Origin of the sequence: Nocardioides sp. LHD-245 (assembly GCF_030929495.1) — a bacterium.
Classification (GTDB): Bacteria; Actinomycetota; Actinomycetes; order Propionibacteriales; family Nocardioidaceae; genus Nocardioides.
This window is the reverse complement of the sequence record NZ_JAVFWN010000023.1, coordinates 1-18,359: the sequence shown is the minus strand read 5'-3', so window position 1 is coordinate 18,359 and position 18,359 is coordinate 1. Positions and strand designations below refer to the sequence as shown.

16 protein-coding genes are annotated in these 18,359 nt (G+C 73.2%); 8 read left to right on the top strand and 8 right to left on the bottom strand.

The window, feature by feature from the left end; all coding sequences use genetic code 11:
- Nucleotides 1–5: 5 nt before the first annotated feature.
- Entirely contained in the window at nt 6–986 is a 981-nt protein-coding gene (locus RB608_RS26405) for a LysR substrate-binding domain-containing protein (RefSeq protein ID WP_308091078.1), read from the bottom strand.
- 134 nt (nt 987–1,120) lie between these two features.
- Here RB608_RS26405 and kynU point away from each other — a divergent pair, with 134 nt between their 5' ends.
- Genes kynU through RB608_RS26390 form a run of 3 tightly spaced genes read left to right on the top strand, consistent with a single transcriptional unit; the run spans nt 1,121 to nt 4,483 of the window.
- The gene (gene kynU / locus RB608_RS26400) at nt 1,121–2,389 is read left to right on the top strand and encodes a kynureninase (protein ID WP_308091077.1); all 1,269 of its coding nucleotides are present in this window, start codon (nt 1,121–1,123) and stop codon (nt 2,387–2,389) included.
- Complete coding sequence (locus RB608_RS26395; protein WP_308091076.1) at nt 2,382–3,719, top strand: NAD(P)/FAD-dependent oxidoreductase; 1,338 nt, start codon at nt 2,382–2,384, stop codon at nt 3,717–3,719. Before kynU ends, RB608_RS26395 begins: the two co-directional genes overlap by 8 nt.
- Complete coding sequence (locus RB608_RS26390) at nt 3,716–4,483, top strand: tryptophan 2,3-dioxygenase family protein (RefSeq protein ID WP_308091075.1); 768 nt, start codon at nt 3,716–3,718, stop codon at nt 4,481–4,483. The genes RB608_RS26395 and RB608_RS26390 overlap by 4 nt, the downstream gene beginning before the upstream one ends.
- Before the next feature lie 37 nt (nt 4,484–4,520).
- Here RB608_RS26390 and RB608_RS26385 read toward each other — a convergent pair whose 3' ends face one another.
- From RB608_RS26385 to RB608_RS26360, 6 genes are all read right to left on the bottom strand, one after another.
- On the bottom strand, nt 4,521–5,615 hold the full coding sequence (locus RB608_RS26385; RefSeq protein ID WP_308091074.1) for an ABC transporter ATP-binding protein: 1,095 nt from the start codon (nt 5,613–5,615) through the stop codon (nt 4,521–4,523).
- The gene (locus tag RB608_RS26380) at nt 5,612–7,063 is read right to left on the bottom strand and encodes an iron ABC transporter permease (protein WP_308091073.1); all 1,452 of its coding nucleotides are present in this window, start codon (nt 7,061–7,063) and stop codon (nt 5,612–5,614) included. The genes RB608_RS26385 and RB608_RS26380 overlap by 4 nt, the downstream gene beginning before the upstream one ends.
- Before the next feature lie 95 nt (nt 7,064–7,158).
- Nucleotides 7,159–8,163 (bottom strand): iron ABC transporter substrate-binding protein, encoded by a 1,005-nt coding sequence (locus RB608_RS26375; protein ID WP_308091072.1) that lies wholly within the window; start codon nt 8,161–8,163, stop codon nt 7,159–7,161.
- On the bottom strand, nt 8,160–10,730 hold the full coding sequence (locus RB608_RS26370; protein ID WP_308091071.1) for an AMP-binding protein: 2,571 nt from the start codon (nt 10,728–10,730) through the stop codon (nt 8,160–8,162). Before RB608_RS26370 ends, RB608_RS26375 begins: the two co-directional genes overlap by 4 nt.
- 46 nt (nt 10,731–10,776) lie before the next feature.
- A complete protein-coding gene (locus RB608_RS26365) occupies nt 10,777–11,256 on the bottom strand; it encodes a nitroreductase family deazaflavin-dependent oxidoreductase (protein ID WP_308091070.1) in 480 nt (159 codons plus the stop codon).
- Between the two features lie 108 nt (nt 11,257–11,364).
- Nucleotides 11,365–11,967 (bottom strand): RDD family protein, encoded by a 603-nt coding sequence (locus RB608_RS26360; protein ID WP_308091069.1) that lies wholly within the window; start codon nt 11,965–11,967, stop codon nt 11,365–11,367.
- Nucleotides 11,968–12,115: 148 nt separating this feature from the next.
- On the opposite strand from RB608_RS26360, the gene mptB reads away from it, so the two are divergent.
- Nucleotides 12,116–13,654, top strand: coding sequence for a polyprenol phosphomannose-dependent alpha 1,6 mannosyltransferase MptB (gene mptB, locus RB608_RS26355; RefSeq protein WP_308091068.1), 1,539 nt, complete (start codon nt 12,116–12,118; stop codon nt 13,652–13,654).
- 122 nt (nt 13,655–13,776) lie between these two features.
- On the top strand, nt 13,777–14,826 hold the full coding sequence (locus RB608_RS26350; protein ID WP_308091067.1) for a hypothetical protein: 1,050 nt from the start codon (nt 13,777–13,779) through the stop codon (nt 14,824–14,826).
- An 80-nt stretch (nt 14,827–14,906) separates the two neighbouring features.
- Here RB608_RS26350 and RB608_RS26345 read toward each other — a convergent pair whose 3' ends face one another.
- Nucleotides 14,907–16,019 carry a glycosyltransferase gene (locus RB608_RS26345; protein ID WP_308091066.1) on the bottom strand — a complete coding sequence of 371 codons (1,113 nt, stop codon included), beginning with the start codon at nt 16,017–16,019 and terminating at the stop codon, nt 14,907–14,909.
- A gap of 82 nt (nt 16,020–16,101) precedes the next feature.
- On the opposite strand from RB608_RS26345, the gene RB608_RS26340 reads away from it, so the two are divergent.
- From RB608_RS26340 to RB608_RS26330, 3 genes are read left to right on the top strand one after another with little or no spacing between them, the layout of a single operon-like run.
- Nucleotides 16,102–17,100: a pirin family protein gene (locus RB608_RS26340; RefSeq protein ID WP_308091065.1), complete on the top strand. Its 999-nt coding sequence runs from the start codon at nt 16,102–16,104 to the stop codon at nt 17,098–17,100.
- On the top strand, nt 17,097–17,489 hold the full coding sequence (locus RB608_RS26335; protein ID WP_308091064.1) for a CidA/LrgA family protein: 393 nt from the start codon (nt 17,097–17,099) through the stop codon (nt 17,487–17,489). Before RB608_RS26340 ends, RB608_RS26335 begins: the two co-directional genes overlap by 4 nt.
- Nucleotides 17,486–18,193, top strand: coding sequence for an LrgB family protein (locus tag RB608_RS26330; RefSeq protein ID WP_308091063.1), 708 nt, complete (start codon nt 17,486–17,488; stop codon nt 18,191–18,193). Before RB608_RS26335 ends, RB608_RS26330 begins: the two co-directional genes overlap by 4 nt.
- The last annotated feature ends 166 nt before the right edge of the window (nt 18,194–18,359 follow it).

Sequence of the window (18,359 nt, the reverse complement as noted above, 5' to 3'; positions counted from 1 at the left end):
ATCAATCAGCTGGGCCGCGCGGCCGCGTCACTCGACGGGAGCAGGGGCGGCTGCGGCGCGGAGTCCCGGATGCCGGCGGCCACGGCGTCGAGGCACTCAACGAAGAGGGCGGCCGTGGGGCCTTGGCTCCGCCCCTGGGCCTCGGTGAGCCCGACCGCGCTGCCCAGGGACGGCACGGGGGTGGGCAGCAGAGCGATCTGCTCGTCGTCGGCGGTGATCATCTCGGGCAAGGCCGCGATGGCGTCGGAGTGGACCATGAGGTGGCGGGTCGTGAGGTACGACATGCACTCGACGCGGTCAGCCGGCAGCCGGATCCCCTCCCGCAGGAACGCCGCCTCCAGCTCGCGCCGCAGCGCGGTCTCGGCCACCGGCACGACCCACGGGTAGGACGTGAGGGCGGACAGTGGGGGCACCGGCTCGCGTGCAGCGGGGTGGCCCTTCCGGGCGACCAGGCGGACGGGCTCCTGGTAGAGCACACGCTGCTCGAGTCGGCTGCTGTCGTCGAGCGGCGTGAGGCGACCGACGATGAGATCGAGGCCACCGGCGAGGAGCTCGGTCACCAGCACCTCCGGGTTGCTCTCGCGGACGACGACCGTGACCCGGGGACGGGAGCGCTTGAGCCGCTCGATCGCCATGGGGAGCAGCCGGTTGGAGCCGAAGAGGTAGGTGCCGACAGTGACGGTCCCGGTCGTGGCGTCGGCCAGCTCGGCCAGGTGGCTGGCGGTGAGGCGGAGCTCGGCCAGCACGGTGCGGGCATGGTCGACGAACGCCGTGCCGTACGGCGTGGGGGAGATCCCGCGCGCTCCTCGCGCGAACAGCTGCACCCCGACGATCTCCTCGAGCTCCCGCAGGGCGCGGGTCATCACGGGTTGGGTGATGTGGAGCCGCTCGGCGGCCCGGACGACGCTGCCGGCGGCGGCCAGCGTGTCGACGTAGACGAGATGCCGGATCTTCAGGCGGCCGTTGAGCAGCTCCGGGTGGCCCATGTCGACAGGATATGCCTGTTCGGGCATGGTGGTCGAGCGAAGAGGCATTGGATCGACATAGGACCACGGGCGGAGACTGGGGCTATGCAACGACCGACCGCGGCGCCCGGCGGCACGACCACCGGAGAGCCCGCATGACCTTGAACGAAGCCGACGCCCGCGCCTTCGACACGGGCGACGCGCTGCCCACCCGGCGCGCGGAGTTCTTCGTCCCGCCGTACGGCGAGGGCGAGGCGGCGTACTTCGCGGGCAACTCGCTGGGGCTCCAGCCCCGCGCGCTGCGTGACTTCGTCGGCACCGAGCTCGACGACTGGGCCCGGCTCGGCGTGGAGGGACACCTGGAGGCGACCCGGCCGTGGCTGGGATACCACAGCCTCCTGCGCGACTCGGCCGCGCGACTCGTGGGCGGGCGACCCGAGGAGGTCGTGGTGATGAACTCCCTGACCGTCAACCTCCATCTGATGATGGTCAGCTTCTACCGCCCCACCGCCGACCGGTGGCAGATCCTCATCGAGGACACGGCGTTCCCCTCCGACTCCTACGCCGTGCGCAGCCAGGCCGCCTTCCACGGCTACGACCCGGACACAGCCGTGGTCCGCCTGCGACCCCGACCGGGCGAGGCGGCGCTGCGCAGCGACGACATCGTCGCCTACCTGGCCGAGCACGGCTCGACCGTCGCGCTGGTGCTGCTGGGTGGGGTCAACTACTACAGCGGTGAGCTGCTCGACATCGCTGCCATCACCCGTGCCGCGCACGAGGCCGGCGCGATCGCCGGCTGGGACCTGGCCCACGCTGCGGGCAACGTGGAGCTGAGGCTGCACGACTGGGACGTCGACTGGGCGGCGTGGTGCTCCTACAAGTACCTCAACGCTGGTCCGGGCTCCCTCGCCGGCGCGTTCGTCCACGAGCAGCACGTCGCCGACCCGGCCCTGCCGAAGCTCCAGGGGTGGTGGTCGACGCAGGAAGCGACCCGGTTCCGGATGGAGCCGACCGTCACGCCGGTCGCCACCGCCGACTCCTGGCAGCTGTCCAATCCGCCGATCTTCGCGATGGCGCCGGTCCTGCTGAGCCTCCAGATGTTCGACGAGGTCGGGATGCCCGCGCTCCGGGCCAAGAGCCGCCGCCTCTCGTCGTTCCTCTACGACCTCTTCGACGATGTGCTCGTCGGCCACGCCGCGCGGGTGATCACGCCCCGCGACACTGCTCGCCGCGGCAGCCAGCTGTCGGTCCAGCTGGACGACACCGACGTCGGGAAGCTCACCGCGCGGTTGCGCGAGGAGCACGGGGTATACGCCGACGCGCGGCAGCCCGACGTGATCCGCTTCGCCCCGGTCCCGCTGTACGTGACCCACCACGACTGCTGGCGCGCCGCGTCCGCGCTCGCGGAGCTGCTCCGTGGCTGACCGGGGGGAGAGCGTCGCCATCGTCGGCGCCGGGCTGGCGGGGTGCCTGCTGGCGGCGCTCCTGGGGCGTCGCGGCATCGAGGTCACGCTCTACGAGCGCCGCGCCGACCCGCGCACGGCAGAGCCCGAGCGCGGCAGGTCCATCAACCTGGCGATCTCGGCCCGCGGTCTGGCCGCGCTCGACGAGGTCGGCCTCAAGGACGACGCCCTGGCGCGAGCGCTCCCGATGCACGGACGGATGGTGCACACGCCCACCGGCGAGCAGTCGTCGCGTCCCTACAGCGCCGACGGAACCCGGCCGATCCACTCCATCAGCCGCTCCGAGCTCAACCTCGCGCTTCTGGAGGAGGCGGCGAAGACCCCCGGCGTCGAGCTGAGGTTCGGCTACCGACTCCGCAGCGCGGACCTCGACAGCGGCGTGCTCGCCTTCGACACCCCGGCCGGCGCCGAGGAGGTGAGGGCGAGCATCGTGCTCGCCGCCGACGGCGCCTTCAGCGCCGCCCGGAGGGCTGTGACGTTCCGGACCGGCTTCAACTTCAGCCAGGACTACCTCGAGCACGGCTACAAGGAGCTGACGATCCCGCCCACCGCGGACGGCGAGTTCGCGATGAGTCCCGACGCCCTGCACATCTGGCCGCGCGGCGGATCGATGATGATCGCGCTGCCCAACATGGACCGGTCGTTCACCTGCACGCTGTTCTGGACCCGGGCGGAGTTCGACGCGCTCGTCAGCGACGAACAGATCGTCGACCACTTCGCCGCCCGCTACCCCGACGTGGTGGGGCTCGCGCCGGACCTGGTCGACGACTACCGGCACAACCCGATCGGCTCCCTCGCCACGATCCGCAGCTACCCGTGGGTGCATCGCGGAGAACGGGCGACGCTCGCGCTGGTCGGCGACGCCGCGCACGCGATCGTGCCGTTCTTCGGCCAGGGCGCCAACTGCGCGTTCGAGGACTGCATCGAGATCGACCGGTCCCTGGCCGAGCACGACGGGGACTGGCGGCGCGCGCTCGACGCCTACCAGCAGCGCCGCAAGGCCAACTGCGACGCCATCGCGGAGATGGCGCTCGACAACTTCGTGGAGATGCGCGACCGCGTGAACTCCCCGGTGTTCCAGGCCAAGACCCAGGCCGAGCACTGGCTCGAGCGCACGCTGCCCGGCCGGTTCGTCTCACGCTACGAGTTGGTGTCCTTCACGACCGTGCCGTACGCCGAGATCCCTGCCCGGGTCGGCAGGCAGCGGTTGGTCACCGCGGTGGCGACCGCGGGCGTGCTCGCCGCCAACGCCGCTCGCTCGCTCCTGCCCCACCGAGAGGACCACCGATGAGCGCCACCGACCTGACCTACGGCTCGTACCTGCGCCTCGACGACCTGCTCGACGCCCAGACCACGCAGACCGACGCCCACGACGAACTGCTCTTCGTGATCATCCACCAGACCTACGAGCTGTGGTTCAAGCAGATCCTGCACGAAGCGGCGCTTCTCCAGTCGCGTCTCGAGGGCGGGGAGTGCGCCGGTGCGCTGGCGCCCGCCCGCCGGATCGGCAAGATCCTCAAGACGGTCGTCGGGCAGCTCGACATCCTCGAGACGATGACGCCGGGCGGCTTCACGAGCTTCCGCTCCGAGCTCGGCTCCTCCAGCGGCTTCCAGTCCTACCAGTTCCGCTACATCGAGGCTGTCGTCGGCCGTCGCGACTTCAGCGCGGGGGCACGCGACGACAGCCTGTCCGCCATCGTCTCCCGGCGCTCGGTGTTCGACTCGTTCCTGCAGTGCCTCGCCCTCCAGGGCTGGCCGATCCCGGCCGACGTCCTGTCTCGGGATGTCACCCAGGAGTGGGAAGGGGACGAACGTGTCCAGCGGGTCCTCATCGACCTCTACCGCCGTGAGGGGTCGGTCGAGGCGGGGCTTGCCGAGGCGCTGGTCGACATCGACGAGGGGCTCCAGGAGTGGCGCTACCGCCACGTGAAGATGGTGGAGCGGATCATCGGTGCCAAGATCGGGACCGGCGGCTCGGCCGGGGCCGCCTACCTGCGGAGCACCCTGTTCCGGCCCGCGTTCCCCGACCTCTGGGAGATCAGGTCGGAACTCTGACCGTCCCGTGGGGCGCCGGGCCCGCTGCTCGGCGCCATCAGCTCGGCCGGGCTGGCCCGTTCCGCGCGACGTCGGACACTCCCTCGGGAAAGGCGATCACGTCGCCGACGACCACCACCCGCACCCGGTCGCCGGGGCGCGGGACGGAGTCGGCGGGCGTGCGGGCGGTGACCTGCTCGCCGGAGGCGAGCCGCACCCGGATGGTGGCGTCGTGGCCGAAGAAGCTCACGTCGAGGACCTCGCCTCCGACGCTCCCCGGGGCCTCGGCCGCGGCGGCGTGGACCTGCAGCTGCTCGGAGCGGACGGCCAGCCGGGCCGGTCCGGGCGGCGTAGGGGAAGCGGCGGAACGGAGGGGGAGGTCACCGAGCGCGCAGCGACCCCGGCCCTCGGCGGTCACCTCTCCGGGCAGCAGCGAGGCGTGGCCGATGAAGCCGGCGACGCGGGGGTCGGCGGGGGTCAGGTAGACCTCGGCGGGGGCGGCGACCTGGAGGAACTGTCCCCCCACCATGACGGCGACCTGGTCGGCGAGGGAGAGCGCCTCGCCCTGGTCGTGGGTCACGAGGACGGCGGCGGCGCCGGCCGCCCGCAGGGCCCGGACCACCGCGCGGCCGGTCTCCTCGCGCAGGGACGCGTCGAGGGAGGAGAAGGGCTCGTCGAGCAGCACCAGCGCCGGCCGTGGCGCGAGGGCACGGGCCAGGGCCACCCGCTGCTGCTGGCCGCCGGACAGCTCGTGCGGGTAGCGCTCGGCCAGGCCGGGGTCGATCTCGACCAGCTCGAGGGCCGTGGCGACGGCCGCCCCGGCGTCGCGACGCTGCGCGCGGGGCAGGCCGAAGGCGACATTGCGGGCCACGCTCAGGTGGGGGAAGAGCGCGCCCTCCTGGGGGACGTAGCCGATCCCGCGGCGGCGGGCCGGCACGGTGCGCGAGCCGCCCACGACCCGGGTACCGGCCACGTCGATGGTGCCGGCGGTGGGCTCGACGAAGCCCGCGACCGCCCGCAGCAGCGTGGTCTTGCCGCACCCCGACGAGCCGAGGATCGCGGTCACGCCGGACGTGACCCGGAGGTCCACGCCCTGCAGCACGGTGGTGCGGCCGTAGCCGGCCGCCAGCCCGTGGATCTCGAGTGCGGTCATCGGGTGCTCCTCGGGGCCCGGATGCTGAGCCGGGCCAGCAGCCAGGTGGACGGGACGGACAGGACGATCAGGGCGAGCGCGTAGGGCGCGGCGGCGCCGTACGCGATCGAGGAGCCGTAGGACCAGAACTTCGTCGCCAGCGTCTCGGTGCCGAGCGGCGCCAGGAGCAGCGTCGCGGTGAGCTCGGTCGAGATCGCGAGGGCGACCAGCGCCGCGCCCGACGCCAGGCCGGGTACGACGAGCGGCAGGGTCACCCGGCGCGCCACCGCGGGCCCGGCGCAGCCGAGGCTGCGGGCGACCTCCTCCAGGCCGGGCGGCACCAGCTCGAAGGTGCCGCGCACGCTGACCACCGCACGGGGGAGGAACAGGATCAGGTAGCCGGCGAGGAGCAGGGCCAGGGTCTGGTACAGGTCCGGCACGGCGCGGATCGACACGGTGACCAGGGCCAGGGCGATCACGATCCCGGGCATCGCGCTGGCGGTGTAGACGCTCCGCTCGATCGCAGTCGTCAGGAGCCCGCGATGGCGCACCGCGAGCCACACGACCGGGACCGCGGCGGCGGTGGTGAGCGCCCCGCCCAGCACGGCGAGCAGCAGGGTGTTGCCGAGAGCGCCGGCGAGCTCGCCCGTCTCCAGGCCGGCCGAGGTGCCCCGGACCAGCCAGCGGACCAGGCTGGCGAGGGGGACGCCGAGGGCCCACACGGCGAGCCCGGCCAGCCCGGCGACGACGACCGGGCGACGTCGTCCGAGCCGGACCCGGGCGAACTCCCGGCTGGTGCCCGCGCCGACCCGCGACCGGGGCCGCCGGCCGCGCAGCAGCAGCTCGAGGCCCAGCAGGAGCAGGCAGAAGGTGACCAGCACCAGGGCCAGCAGGGTGGCCTCCGGGCCGTTGAAGACGGTGGCGTACTGCTGGAGGATCGCGGTCGTCAGGGTGGGGTAGTTGAGCAGCTGCAGGGCGCCGTACTCCGCCAGCAGGTGCAGGCCCACCAGCAGCGCGCCGCCGAGCACGGCCGGGCTGATCGCCGGCAGGGTGACCCGGAGGAACACCTGCCACGGACCCTTGCCGAGCGCGGTGGCGACCTCCTCGACGGCCGGGTCGAGGCGGCGCAGCGCGGCGACGGTCGGCAGGTAGACGAGCGGGTAGTACGACAGCGTGACGACCATGACGGCGCCGGGGAAGGACTGCACGGCGTGGGTCGTCGAGACCCAGCCGAAGCCGTTGACGAACGCGGGTACGGCGAGCGGTGCGCACAGCAGGCCGTGCCACCAGCCGCGTCCCGGTACGTCGGTCCGCTCGACCACCCACGCTCCCGCCACCCCGACGACGGCGCTGGTGAGCACCCCGGCGACCAGCAGCCGGGTGGTGTTCCACAGCAGCTCCCCGATCCGCGGGCGCCACAGGAAGTCGCCGGCCTCGCCCGGGCCGAGCTCGGCCGTGGTCCACAGCACGTAGCCGAGGGGGACCAGGGCGAGCCCGGCGATGGCCAGGCCGACGAGGAGGAGGGCGGGGGTCGAGCGGGACGCCCCCGGGGCGCGGGGTGGGCTCAGAGGAAGCCGACCTCCGTCATCAGGTCGACCACGGCCTCGGCATCGAGGTCGGAGACGTTGACCTGCGGCGGTTGGAGCTCGCTGAACTGCTTGGTGACGCCGGGCAGCTGCACGGCCGGGTTGAGCGGGTACTCCAGCGCGTAGCTGTCGGCGAGGACCTGCTGGCCCTTCTCCCTCACGAGGAACTCGACGAACTCACGGGCCTCCTCCTTCATGTCGCTCGACTTCAGGACGCCGGCGCCGGAGACGCTGACGAAGGCGCCCGGGTCGCCGCCGGTGAAGTAGTGCTGGGCGCTCTGGTCGCTGACGTCGCCGTTCTCCTTGCGGTCGCGCTCCCAGTAGTAGTGGTAGACGATGCCGACCTCGACCTCACCGGAGTCGACGGCCTCGAGCACGAGGTTGTTGCCGTCGTACACGGTGCCGTTGTCCTTGATGCCCTCCAGCCAGGCCTTGGTCGCCTCCGGCCCCTCGAGCTCGAGCACCGCCGCGACGATCGCCTGGAAGTCGGCGCCGGTGGGGGAGAAGGAGATCCGCCCCTTCCACGCGGGATCGGCGAGGTCGAGGAGCGAGGCCGGCAGGTCGGCCTCCTGGATCTGCTCGGTGTTGTAGACGAGGACCGTCGAGCGGGCCACGAACCCGGTCCACAGGCCGCTGACGGGCCGGAACTGCGCGGGGATCACGTCGAGGATGTCGGCCGGCAGCTGGTCGAAGAGGCCGGCGGCCTCGACCTGCGACATGGCCGGCGAGTTCTCGGTGAGGAAGACGTCGGCGGGCGAGGCCTTGCCCTCCTGGACGAGCTGGTTGGACAGCTCGAGATCCTTGCCGTTGCGCAGCTGGACCTCGATGCCCGTCTCCTCGGTGAACTCCGGCGCCAGCTCCTTGAGCAGGGGCTCGTGCTGGGCGTTGTAGATCACCAGCTTCGGCTCGTCCTCGCCGCACGCGGCGAGGAGCGGGGAGACCAGGGTGAGGGCCGTGACGCCGAGGACCAGCTGCTTCTTCATCGGACTTCCTGTCGGAGTGGTTGGACGGGAGAGTAGTGAGGCCGGGACGGGGCCACGACGGCGCCCACACGCCGGGCCCAGACGGGTGCCCGGTTGACGAGCTGCCAGGTCAGGACGCCGACCGCCAGCGAGGCGATCAGCCCGCCGAGCGGCCAGCGGCTCTCGAACCACGGGTAGACCTGCCAGTGGGTCAGGTAGACGTAGAGCGAGGCGCCGGCGATCACCCCGATCGGCCCGACCAGCAGCCGCGGCCAGGGCACGCTCGGCACCCACACCAGGGCGAGGCAGCCGGCGGCGATGAGCAGGTCGCGGTCGGTGCTGCCGGTGAAGCCCCAGCAGCCGGCGAGCAGGACGACGGTGACCAGGACGCGGTCGCGGCGGCCGCGGGCGACGGCGGCCGCCCAGCCGCCGAGGAAGAGCCACGCGACGAAGACGGAGGAGTGGATCACGTCGCCGTCGTACGACGCCAGGTCGGCCCACGCTCGCGGCAGGAGGGCCAGGGTAGCTAGCCCCAGGGCCAGCGGGAACCGGTGGCGGCGCTCGAGGGCCATCACCCGCGGGACGGCGGTCAGCAGCCCGGCCCCGATCGCGAGCAGCAGCACGACCTCGACGAACCAGTAGTACCAGGCCGGCTCGGACCAGTCGCGGGACCCGAGCACGTCGTTGAGCAGCAGCACGCTGCGCCAGCCCGGCCGGCCGGTGAGGAGCGCGACCGCTCCGATCCAGAGCACCGCCGGCACGGCGACCCGGCCGGCGGCCCGGCCGACCCGCCGCAGCCGCTCGCGCGGGCCCTCGTCGGCGAGGTGGAAGCGCGCGAAGTTCACACCCGCGACGGCGAGCAGCACGTGGGCACCCCCGAGCACCACCCACAGGTCGGTGTGAGAGCCGACGACGAGCACGATCGCCAGCGCGCGCAGCACGATCGTGGTGTCGACCCGCGCCCAGCGCGGCCGGCGGCCCGGTGCTGGGGCGTCGGCGTCGGGCCGGGCGGCGAGCTCGGCGACGGACCAGGTCTGCCAGTCGTGGGGCAGCCGGCCGATCCGGCTCTCCAGGCGCAGCGACAGCTCGACATAGGACAGCGAGTCGCCACCGAGGCTGACGAAGGAGGCGCCCGGGTCGACCCGCTCGTGGCCCAGGATCCGGCCGTAGAGGCGGGCGATCGAGGCCTCGGCCGATCCGGCGTCCGGCGCGGGAGCCGGCGGGAGCTGGGCCAGCGCCTGCTGGTCGAGCTTGCCGTTGGGCAGCCGCGGCAGCGCCGCGACGGGTACGCCGAGCACCGCGTGCGCGGGGAGACCGGCGGCCGTCGCGGCGGCGTCGACGACCTCGCCCACCGTCGCCGGGTCGGGCGAGCCCGGGACGGCCACGACCAGACGCCGGCCGTCGGCGGACTCGGCGCACCCGGCGTCGTACCCGCTGAGGCCGAGCAGGGTCTGCACCCGGTCGAGGTCGACCCGCTGTCCGAACAGCTTCGCGAACCGCGACCGCCGCCCGACGATCTCGACCAGACCCTCCGGGCTGAGCCGGGCCAGGTCGCCGGTGCGCAGCTCGTCGGGCCCGGCGCCGTGGGCGAGGTCGGCGGGCGTCTCGGCGTACCCCATCATCACGTTCGGGCCGCGGTAGACCAGCTCCCCGACGCCGGGCTCGGCATCGGCCACCGGGTCGAGCTGGAACGCCCCGCCGGGGATCGCGACGCCGACCGAGCCGGGATGGGTGAGGGCGAGCTCGGACGGCAGGAAGGCCATCCGGGCCGTGGCCTCGGTCTGGCCGTACATCACGACCAGCTCCCACCCCTCGCGGCGGCCCTGCTCGGCGAGCGCGCGGACCCGCTCGGGCGCGAGCCGGCCGCCGGCCTGGGTGACCTGGCGCAGCGTCGGCAGCGTCGGCCAGCCGGCGGCGCCGAGCAGGTCGAAGGTGTAGGGCACCCCCGCGAAGGAGGTGACCCCCTCGGCGCGGGCCCGGTCCCACAGAACGGGGTCGGTCACCGTGCGGTCGTCGAGCACGAGGGCGGCACCGGCCAGCAGGTGGCTGTGCAGCACGGAGAGGCCGTAGCAGTAGTCGAGGGGCAGCGTCGTGAGCGCGACGTCGTCGCCGGTGAGGCCGAGGTAGTCGGCGATGGCGGCGGCGTTGGCGTCGAGGTTCGCCGCCGAGAGGCGCACCAGCTTGGGCGACCCGGTCGAGCCCGAGGTGCTCAGCAGCAGCCGCAGGTCGGGGTGGAGCTCGGGAGCCGGGCGCCCGGTCGGCCGCCAGGAGCGGCCGTCGTGGGCCACGGACACTCCGTAGGCGCGGGCCAGGCCGTCGTCGTGGGTGAGGAGGGTGGCGTGCCCGCCGGTGAGGGCGGCCAGCCAGGCCACCACGAACTCCGAGGTGGTGGCCGGGCGTAGGTGGACGAGCTGCCGGTGCCCGGCGCCGAGCAGGTCCAAATCCGCGCGGGCGGTGGCCACGCGCGCGGCGAGCTCGGCGTAGGTGACGGTGCCGGTCGTCGTCCGGAGCGCGGGGTGGGTGCCGTGCCGGGCGAGGTCGTCGGCGATGCCCGCCGCGACCTGTGCACCTGCTGTGCCCTCCCCCATGGGGGAAGGCTAAAGCAAGGCTGCCCTTGGCTCGGAGAGGCTGCCCTTACTGAGATGGCTCCTGCGGGTGGAGCAGGAAGACCGGGATCACCCGGTCGGTCCACGCGACGTACTTCGCGTAGTTCGGCCAGACCGTCAGCATGTGCCCCCAGGCCCGCTCCTTCTCCGCCCCGGTGAGCTCACGCCAGGTGCAGGTGTGGCGCCGGCGGCGGTAGTCGATCTCGACCGTCTCCGCCGCCCGCAGGTTCGCCGACCACACCGGCGGCTTCGGGGCGCCGAAGGACGAGCCGGCGATCAGCCAGCCGCCCTGCCACGGCACGCACAGCAGTGGCGTGGAGCGCGGGATCCCGGTCTTCCGGCCGGGCACCGTCAGCAGCAGGCTCGGCAGCCCGGCGAGCCCCACCAGGCTGACCCGGCGGCCGGTGAGCCGCTGCAGGTGCTGGTCGGTCCAGGTGATCTGGGGGAGCAGCCTCGGCATCCACGGCTGGGAGCCGAGCTTGATCGCGACGGGGGTGAACAGGCCCATGGCCGAACCCTAGAACGTGTTCTCGCATCCGTGGTGCGGGCGGGCCCAGATGCGCGACGGGGCGCCCTCCGCGCAGGAGGACGCCCCGTCGTACGGCGTGCGCCGCGGTCAGCCGACCTGCAGGACGCGGGTGCCGCCGGCGAACTTGTCGTGCCAGCCCTGGTGGTTGGGCTGGTCGTTGTTGAGCGTGATCGCGATGTAGATCACCGCGGCCAGCGGCACGGCCCAGCCGAGGAAGAACCAGCCGATGAACGGGATGATGCTCAAGATGCCGAGCGCGGAGTAGGCGTTGCGCTTGAGGGCCTGCTCCATGGTCGGCTTGCTCTCGCCGTCGGGGCCGTAGGTGCGCAGCTTCATCACCATCTTGCCGACGGTCTGGCCGGAGTTGGACTCCATGAAGGCGAAGTAGCCGAGATAGATGGCGGCCTGCAGGATCGCGGTGACCGTCCAGAACAGGAAGTACTCGCCGAACGAGTGCACGAAGCCGGTCAGGAAGATCCCGCTGAAGACGGCGTAGAGGATCGCGTACACGATGCCCAGCAGCACGTGGTCGATCAGGCGCGCCAGGAAGCGGTTGAGCAGCTCGCCGGGGCGCGGGACGCCGGCCGGCGCGCCGCCGAAGCCGGGCTGCGGCGCACCGCCGTAGCCACCCGGCGGGGGCGGCGGAGTCCCGCCCGGCGGGGGCGGGGGAGGCGGCTGGTTCTCGGACATGGGGTCTCCTCGCGTCATGGTGCGGGGGGCGCACCGGGATGGCAGCAATGTAGTGCCCCCGGCGGCCTCCGAGCAGGCATTGCGAGCGTTCGTGCCCCGTTGCCCGGGCGTTCAACCCCGCGACAGCGGCCCCTCCTACCGTCCGACCGTGATCGCTCGTGGAACGCTCGGCAGCCTGCTGGTGCTGCTCGGCGGAGTCGTCACGGCGACGCTGCCCGCGTCGACGCCGGTCCTCCGGCTCGGTGCGCTGGAGGCGCTGCGCGGTCACGAGATCGGCCGGATGGCCGGACTGGTGGTGGTTCTGGTGGGCCTGGGGCTCCTGGCGAACGCGTGGCTGCGGCTGTGCCGGACGGTCGCCGTCGGCGACCGCGAGACCGCCGACCCGGCCGACGGCGAGGCGCTGGTGCGGTTCGCCGCCGTGGTCTGGTCGGCCCCGCTGCTGCTCGCGCCGCCGCTGTTCTCCCGCGACGGCTGGTCGTACGCCGCCCAGGGCATGCTGGCCGAGGTGGGGCTGTCGCCGTACGTCGTCGGTCCCGGGGCGCTGGCGCCCGCCACCTTCCTCCCGTTGCCCGGCTGGGTCACCGGACCGCCCATCGTGCAGGCGGTCGACCCGATGTGGTGGGACACCGCGACGCCGTACGGGCCGGTCCCGGTGTTCCTCGGCGCTGTCGTCGCCGGCGTCACCGGCAACCCGTGGATCCTGGTCGTCGGGCATCGGGGCTTCGCGCTGGTGGGCCTGGTCCTGCTGGCCTGGGCGGTGCCGCGCCTCGCCCGTTGGGGCGGTGCGAACCCGGCCGTCGCCACCGCCCTCGTCGTGGTCTCGCCGCTGATGATGGCCAACGGCGTCGCCGGCCTCCACAACGATCTCCTCATGGTCGGGCTGATGGCGGCGGCCCTCGTCGTGGCCGTCGAGCGCGGCTGGGCGTGGGGCGCGGTGATCGCCGGCCTCGCCGCGGCGGTCAAGGTCCCCGGCGGCCTGGTCTGCGTCGGGATCGTGCTCGTCTCCCTGCCGGTGGCGGCCCCGCTGGCCGCGCGGCTGCGTCGCCTCGGCGCCGTCGCCGCGGTCTCGGTCGGCACCCTGCTCGGCCTGGGTCTCGTCACCGGCATCGGCAACGGCTGGCTGCGCGCCCTCACCGTCCCCGGCGAGGTCAACACGCCCCTCTCCGCCACCACCCTGGTCGGCGGCGTCCTCGACTGGCTGGCCGGCCACCTCGGCCTCGGCACCGGTCCCGCCTTCTTCCGCGACCTGGTCCGCGCGCTCGGCCTCCTCGCCGCCGCGGGGATCGGCGGGTGGGTCGCCCTGCGCTGGCCGACCGGCTCCCGGCGTACGGCGATCGCCGCCGTTGCTGCCACCGGAGCCGCGTTCGTGCTGCTCTCGCCGGTCGTGCACCTGTGGTACTTCCTGCTGCTGCCGCCGTTCCTCGCCACCCAGCGGCTCCCGCGCCACGCCACCGGAGCGCTCGTCGCGGTCTCGGTGCTGCTCGGCCTGGTCGCGCCCCTGGACTCCTCGCTCCACGGCGCCTACTACGCCATCGTGATCGGCTGCATGACCGTCGCCCTGCTGCTCCCGTTCCTGCTGCTCACTCCTCCTGCCCGCGAGCGGCTGGCCCGGATCGTCGCCCCGCTCGCCCCGCCCCTTGTAACTAAGGGTTACCGCGCGAAAACCGGCGCAACAACGCCCGGGTAGGTGTCACAGCACCCGGGTAGTCGCGTCGGGAAGGGGCGGACCGTCCGCCCGTCGTACGCGGCTATCCACAGGTCCACAGGTCCGATGTGTCGCGGGCGCCCGGGGCGGCAACCGTTCGTCTCATGCATCCCAGGATCCTGGCCGCGATGGCCGCCAACGGTGGCTTGATCACCCGTCACGAGCTGCACGACCTCGGCGTCGGGCCGGGCCAGATCCGCTCGATGCTGCATCGACGCCGCGACGAGGACGAACCGCGCCTGCGGGTGCTGAGACGCGGGATCTTCACCGCGACCGAGTACTGGAACGCCCTCGACGAGTACGTCGGCCGACCACTGCTCCTGGCGCGAGCCGCGGGCCTCGCCGCGAAGCGGGACTGGGTGCTGAGCCACGACTCGTCCGCGCACCTGCAGCAACTGCCGATCCTGCGCCCGAGGGATCCGCTGGTGCATCTGACGCGTCCGGGCTGGACGAACGCCTGGACGGAGTACGGCGTCAAGCACCACCTCGCCCGGTTCGATCCCGCGCAGGTGATCGTCAGGGACGGGCTTCGCGCGCTCGACCTCGCCCGGACGGCGGTCGACCTGGGCCGCGAGCACGGCTTCCGCCACGGCCTGGTGGCGTGCGACGCAGCCATGAGACGCGGCGTCGGTCGCGCCGAGCTCCGCGGTGCGGCCGACATCATGACGTGCTGGCCGGGCGTGAAGGAGGCGCGCGCCGCCATCGACCTGGCCGACCCTGGAGCGGAGAGCGTCTTGGAGAGCCTGGCGCGCGAACTCGTCATCGAGGCGGGGATCGGGGAACCGGAGACCCAGTTCCCCGTGCGTACGACGCGCGGGATCGCGTGGTGTGACCTCCGAGTCGGCAACCTCATGATCGAGGCCGACGGCGAGGTCAAGCTCACCCCGGTGGCGGACGGTGGGCTGTCGGAGGATCCACAACGGACCTGGTTCGACGAGAAGCTCCGCGAGCGGGCGGTCACCGACCGCGGGGTGATCGTGGTGCGCGTCGTCAACGACGACATCTGGAAGGGCCGCCGCCGCGCGGAGGCGATCCATCGGATCCGGCGCGGGTACGCCGAGTCGGTCCAGCGATTCGGCGCCGATCTGAACCCGGAGCTGGCGCGCGAGGCCGCAGAACTGCGCCAGGAGTACGGCGACCGGCGGTCGGCCTGAGCTCATCTACCCAGGTGCTATGACACCTACCCGGGTGCTGTTGCAGCGAATTCCTCGCTGTAACCCTTAGTTACAAGCGCTCAGGCGCTGAGCGCGCCGACCCGGTCGCCGGCATGCAGCGCGAGCATCCGCGCCACGGCGCGGTCCCAGCCGTACTGCTCGGCACGCCGACGGGCGGCGGTACGACGGCGCGACTCGGGCACCTCGAGGAGACGCAGGACGGCGTCGGCCAGCGCGGTCGGCGACGGCTCCGCCCACGCACCGCACGACGCGTCGACGAGCTCCCGGGCACCACCACGGTCGGCGGTGACGACGGGCGTGCCGCAGGCCAGCGCCTCCAGGACGGCGAGTCCGAACGTCTCGCCGGGGCACACGGACAGGGAGACCTCGGCGGCGGCGAGCCGGTCGCGGAGGGCGGCCCGCCCGTCGACGTACCCGTGGAAGTGGACGGGGGCGTCGGCGGCGAGCTCCTCGAGCTCGTCGCGGTGCGGCCCCTCGCCGTAGACGTCGAGGCGCAGCGGGATGCCGCGGCGGTGCAGCTCGACCGCGGTCGCGACGGCCAGGTGCGGGGACTTCTCGCGGGACAGCCGGCCGGCATGCACCAGCCGCACCCTGCCGTCCCCGGCGGTGCGAGCAGCGGGCCGGAAGGTCGCCAGGTCCACCCCGAGCGGCACTCGCGCGACCGGGCAGCCGGCGGCGTCGGCGACGGCCCGGAACTCGCCCTCGGCGTACGCCGACGTCACGACCACCACGTCGAAGCTGCGCACGATCAGCCGGTTGAGGAGGCCGATCGAGACCTTGGAGGTGGTCTCCAGGCCGGTGCGCATCGCGACCATGTCCCCCATCCGCTCGTGCGACAGCAGTACCGACCGGACGCCGTTGCGCCGCGCCCACCAGGCGACGGGCAGCAGGGTCAGCTTGTCGCTCCACTCGACGCTGGTCGGCGCGAACCGCTCGAGGACGTCGGTGACCCGCCACGGCTCGACGATCAGCCGGTAGCCGCCGCCCACGCGCGGCGCGCGGACCTGGACCACGTCCCCGAGCGACGTCGTCCGTACGGCGTCGACCGGCCCGGGGATCACGAGCAGCCGCTCCGCGCCGGCGGCGACGTACCCCCGGCCCAGCTGCTCGATCGCGGTCCGCATGCCTCCGGACGTCGCGCCGACGAAGTTGGCCAGCTGGGCGATCCGCACGGGCACACCCTTGCGGCGGCGGGTGAACCGCGCGTCACGACCCGACCACGGCCCGGTTGACGGGCGCGAAAGGATGGAGGGCATGAGCAACCCGGAAGCCGCGCCCGACGAGGTGATCTGCGAGGGCCGGCAGGCAGCCGGCATCGAGGTGATGGAGCCCCGCGAGGTACCGCTCGGCGGCCCGCGGGCGATGCAGGTGCGCCGCACGCTGCCGCAGCGGCAGCGCTCGCTGATCGGCGCCTGGTGCTTCCTCGACCACTACGGACCGGACCGCGTCAGCGAGAGCGGCGGCATGGAGGTCGCGCCGCACCCGCACACCGGCCTGCAGACGGTGAGCTGGCTGTTCACCGGCGAGATCGAGCACCGCGACAGCGCCGGGAACGTCGCGATGGTGCGGCCGAAGGAGGTCAACCTGATGACCGCGGGCCGTGGCATCAGCCACTCCGAGGTCTCGACGCCGGAGACCACCGTCCTGCACGGCGCGCAGCTGTGGGTCGCGCTGCCTGACGCGGACCGCGACACCGACGCCGGCTTCCAGCACTACGCACCGGCCGCGATCGGCGGGGAGGGCTGGCGGGCCCACGTCTTCCTCGGCTCGCTGCTCGGCGACAGCTCGCCGGTCGCCACCTTCACGCCGCTGCTGGGGGCCGAGCTCGTGCTCGACCCGGGTACGACGCTCGCCGTCCCCGTCGACGCGTCGTACGAGCACGGGGTGCTGGTCGACCTCGGCGGCGTCAGCGTCGGTGGTGTCGCCGCGAGGGCGGCCGACCTGGCCTACGTCCCGCCGGGCGCGGACGAGCTCACCCTCACCGCGGGCGACGAGGGGGCGCGGCTGCTGGTGCTCGGCGGACCGCCGTTCGGGGAGTCGATCGTGATGTGGTGGAACTTCGTGGGTCGCACCCACGACGAGGTCGTCGCCTACCGCGCGGCCTGGCAGGACCAGATCACCGGTGCCGACGGCGAGGTCGTCCCCGACAGCCGACAGGTCGCGCCGGGGCGGTTCGGTGTCGTCCCCGACCAGCCGCTGCGGCCGATCCCCGCTCCCGAACTGCCCAACGCGCGGCTCCGCGAGCGGCGGTGATCACCGGCCTCACCTGGCTGCTCGCCTTCCAGGTCCTCGGGGAGGCGATCGTCCGGGTCCTCGACGTCACCGTGCCCGGGCCGGTCGTGGGGATGCTGCTGCTCTTCGTCTACCTCCGGGTCCGCAGGTACGACGACAGCGGCTCCATCGTGCGCGCGGGATCCGCACTGCTGCGGCACCTGCAGCTGTTCTTCATCCCCGCGGGCGTGGGGATCGTCGCCTATCTCGGCCTGCTCGGCGAGCACGCCCTGCCGATCTCCGTGGCCCTGCTGGGCTCCTGGCTGCTGGGCCTCGCCGTCGTCGGCTGGACGGCGGTCGGCCTGGAGCGGCTGCTCGGCGCGCCGCGCGACGACCTGCCCGGGGCGGGCGAGACGGGGGAGGTGCCGTGAGGGAGGACCTCCTCGACCTGGCCCGCTCGCCGCTGACCCTGCTGCTGGTCACCCTCGCCGGCTACCAGGCGGGCCGCTGGCTCCAGACCCGCACCGGCGGGCACGCCCTCGCGCAACCCGTCCTCGTCGCGATCGCCGTCGCCGGTACGGCGATCACCGTGCTCGACGTCGACTACGCCGACTATCGCAGCGCCACCGAGCTGATCGCCTTCTGGCTGGGCCCGGCGACGGTGGCCCTGGCCATCCCGCTGCACCGGCAGGCGGACCGGCTCAAGGGCTTCGTCGTCCCGCTCCTCGTCGCTGTCGTCGTCGGCGCGGCCACGTCGATCGTCTCGGCCGTCCTGCTCGCTCGCCTCCTCGGCGCCGACGAGGCGCTGGAGAAGACGCTGTCGACCAAGGCCGCCACCACGCCCGTCGCGATCGCCCTCACCGAGACGCTCGGCGGCATCCCGCCGCTGGCGGCCGTGTTCGCGATCGTGACCGGCATCGTCAGCGCGATCACCGCCCCGGCCGTGCTCAACCTGCTCCGCATCCGCGACCGCCGGGCCCGCGGCCTCGCCGTCGGCGCGGTCAGCCACGGCATCGGCGCCTCGCGGATGCTGCGCGAGGACGAGACCGAGGGTGCCTTCGCCGGCCTCGCCATGGGGCTCTCGGCGCTCGCGATCAGCCTGCTCGTGCCGGTCCTGGCGCTCGTGCTGTTCTGACGGGTGCCGGTGTGTGCGGTTCAACTACCGAATTCGTCGTCGTGCGCGCGGCGGGTTCAAGGGGTCGAAGCAACGTGACCTTGGAGGAGCGTTGCGATGAGACCGTTGTCAGGGCGGGGTTCGTGTCGATCGTGGGAGCAGTGGGACCAGTTCTTCGAGCTGGTGT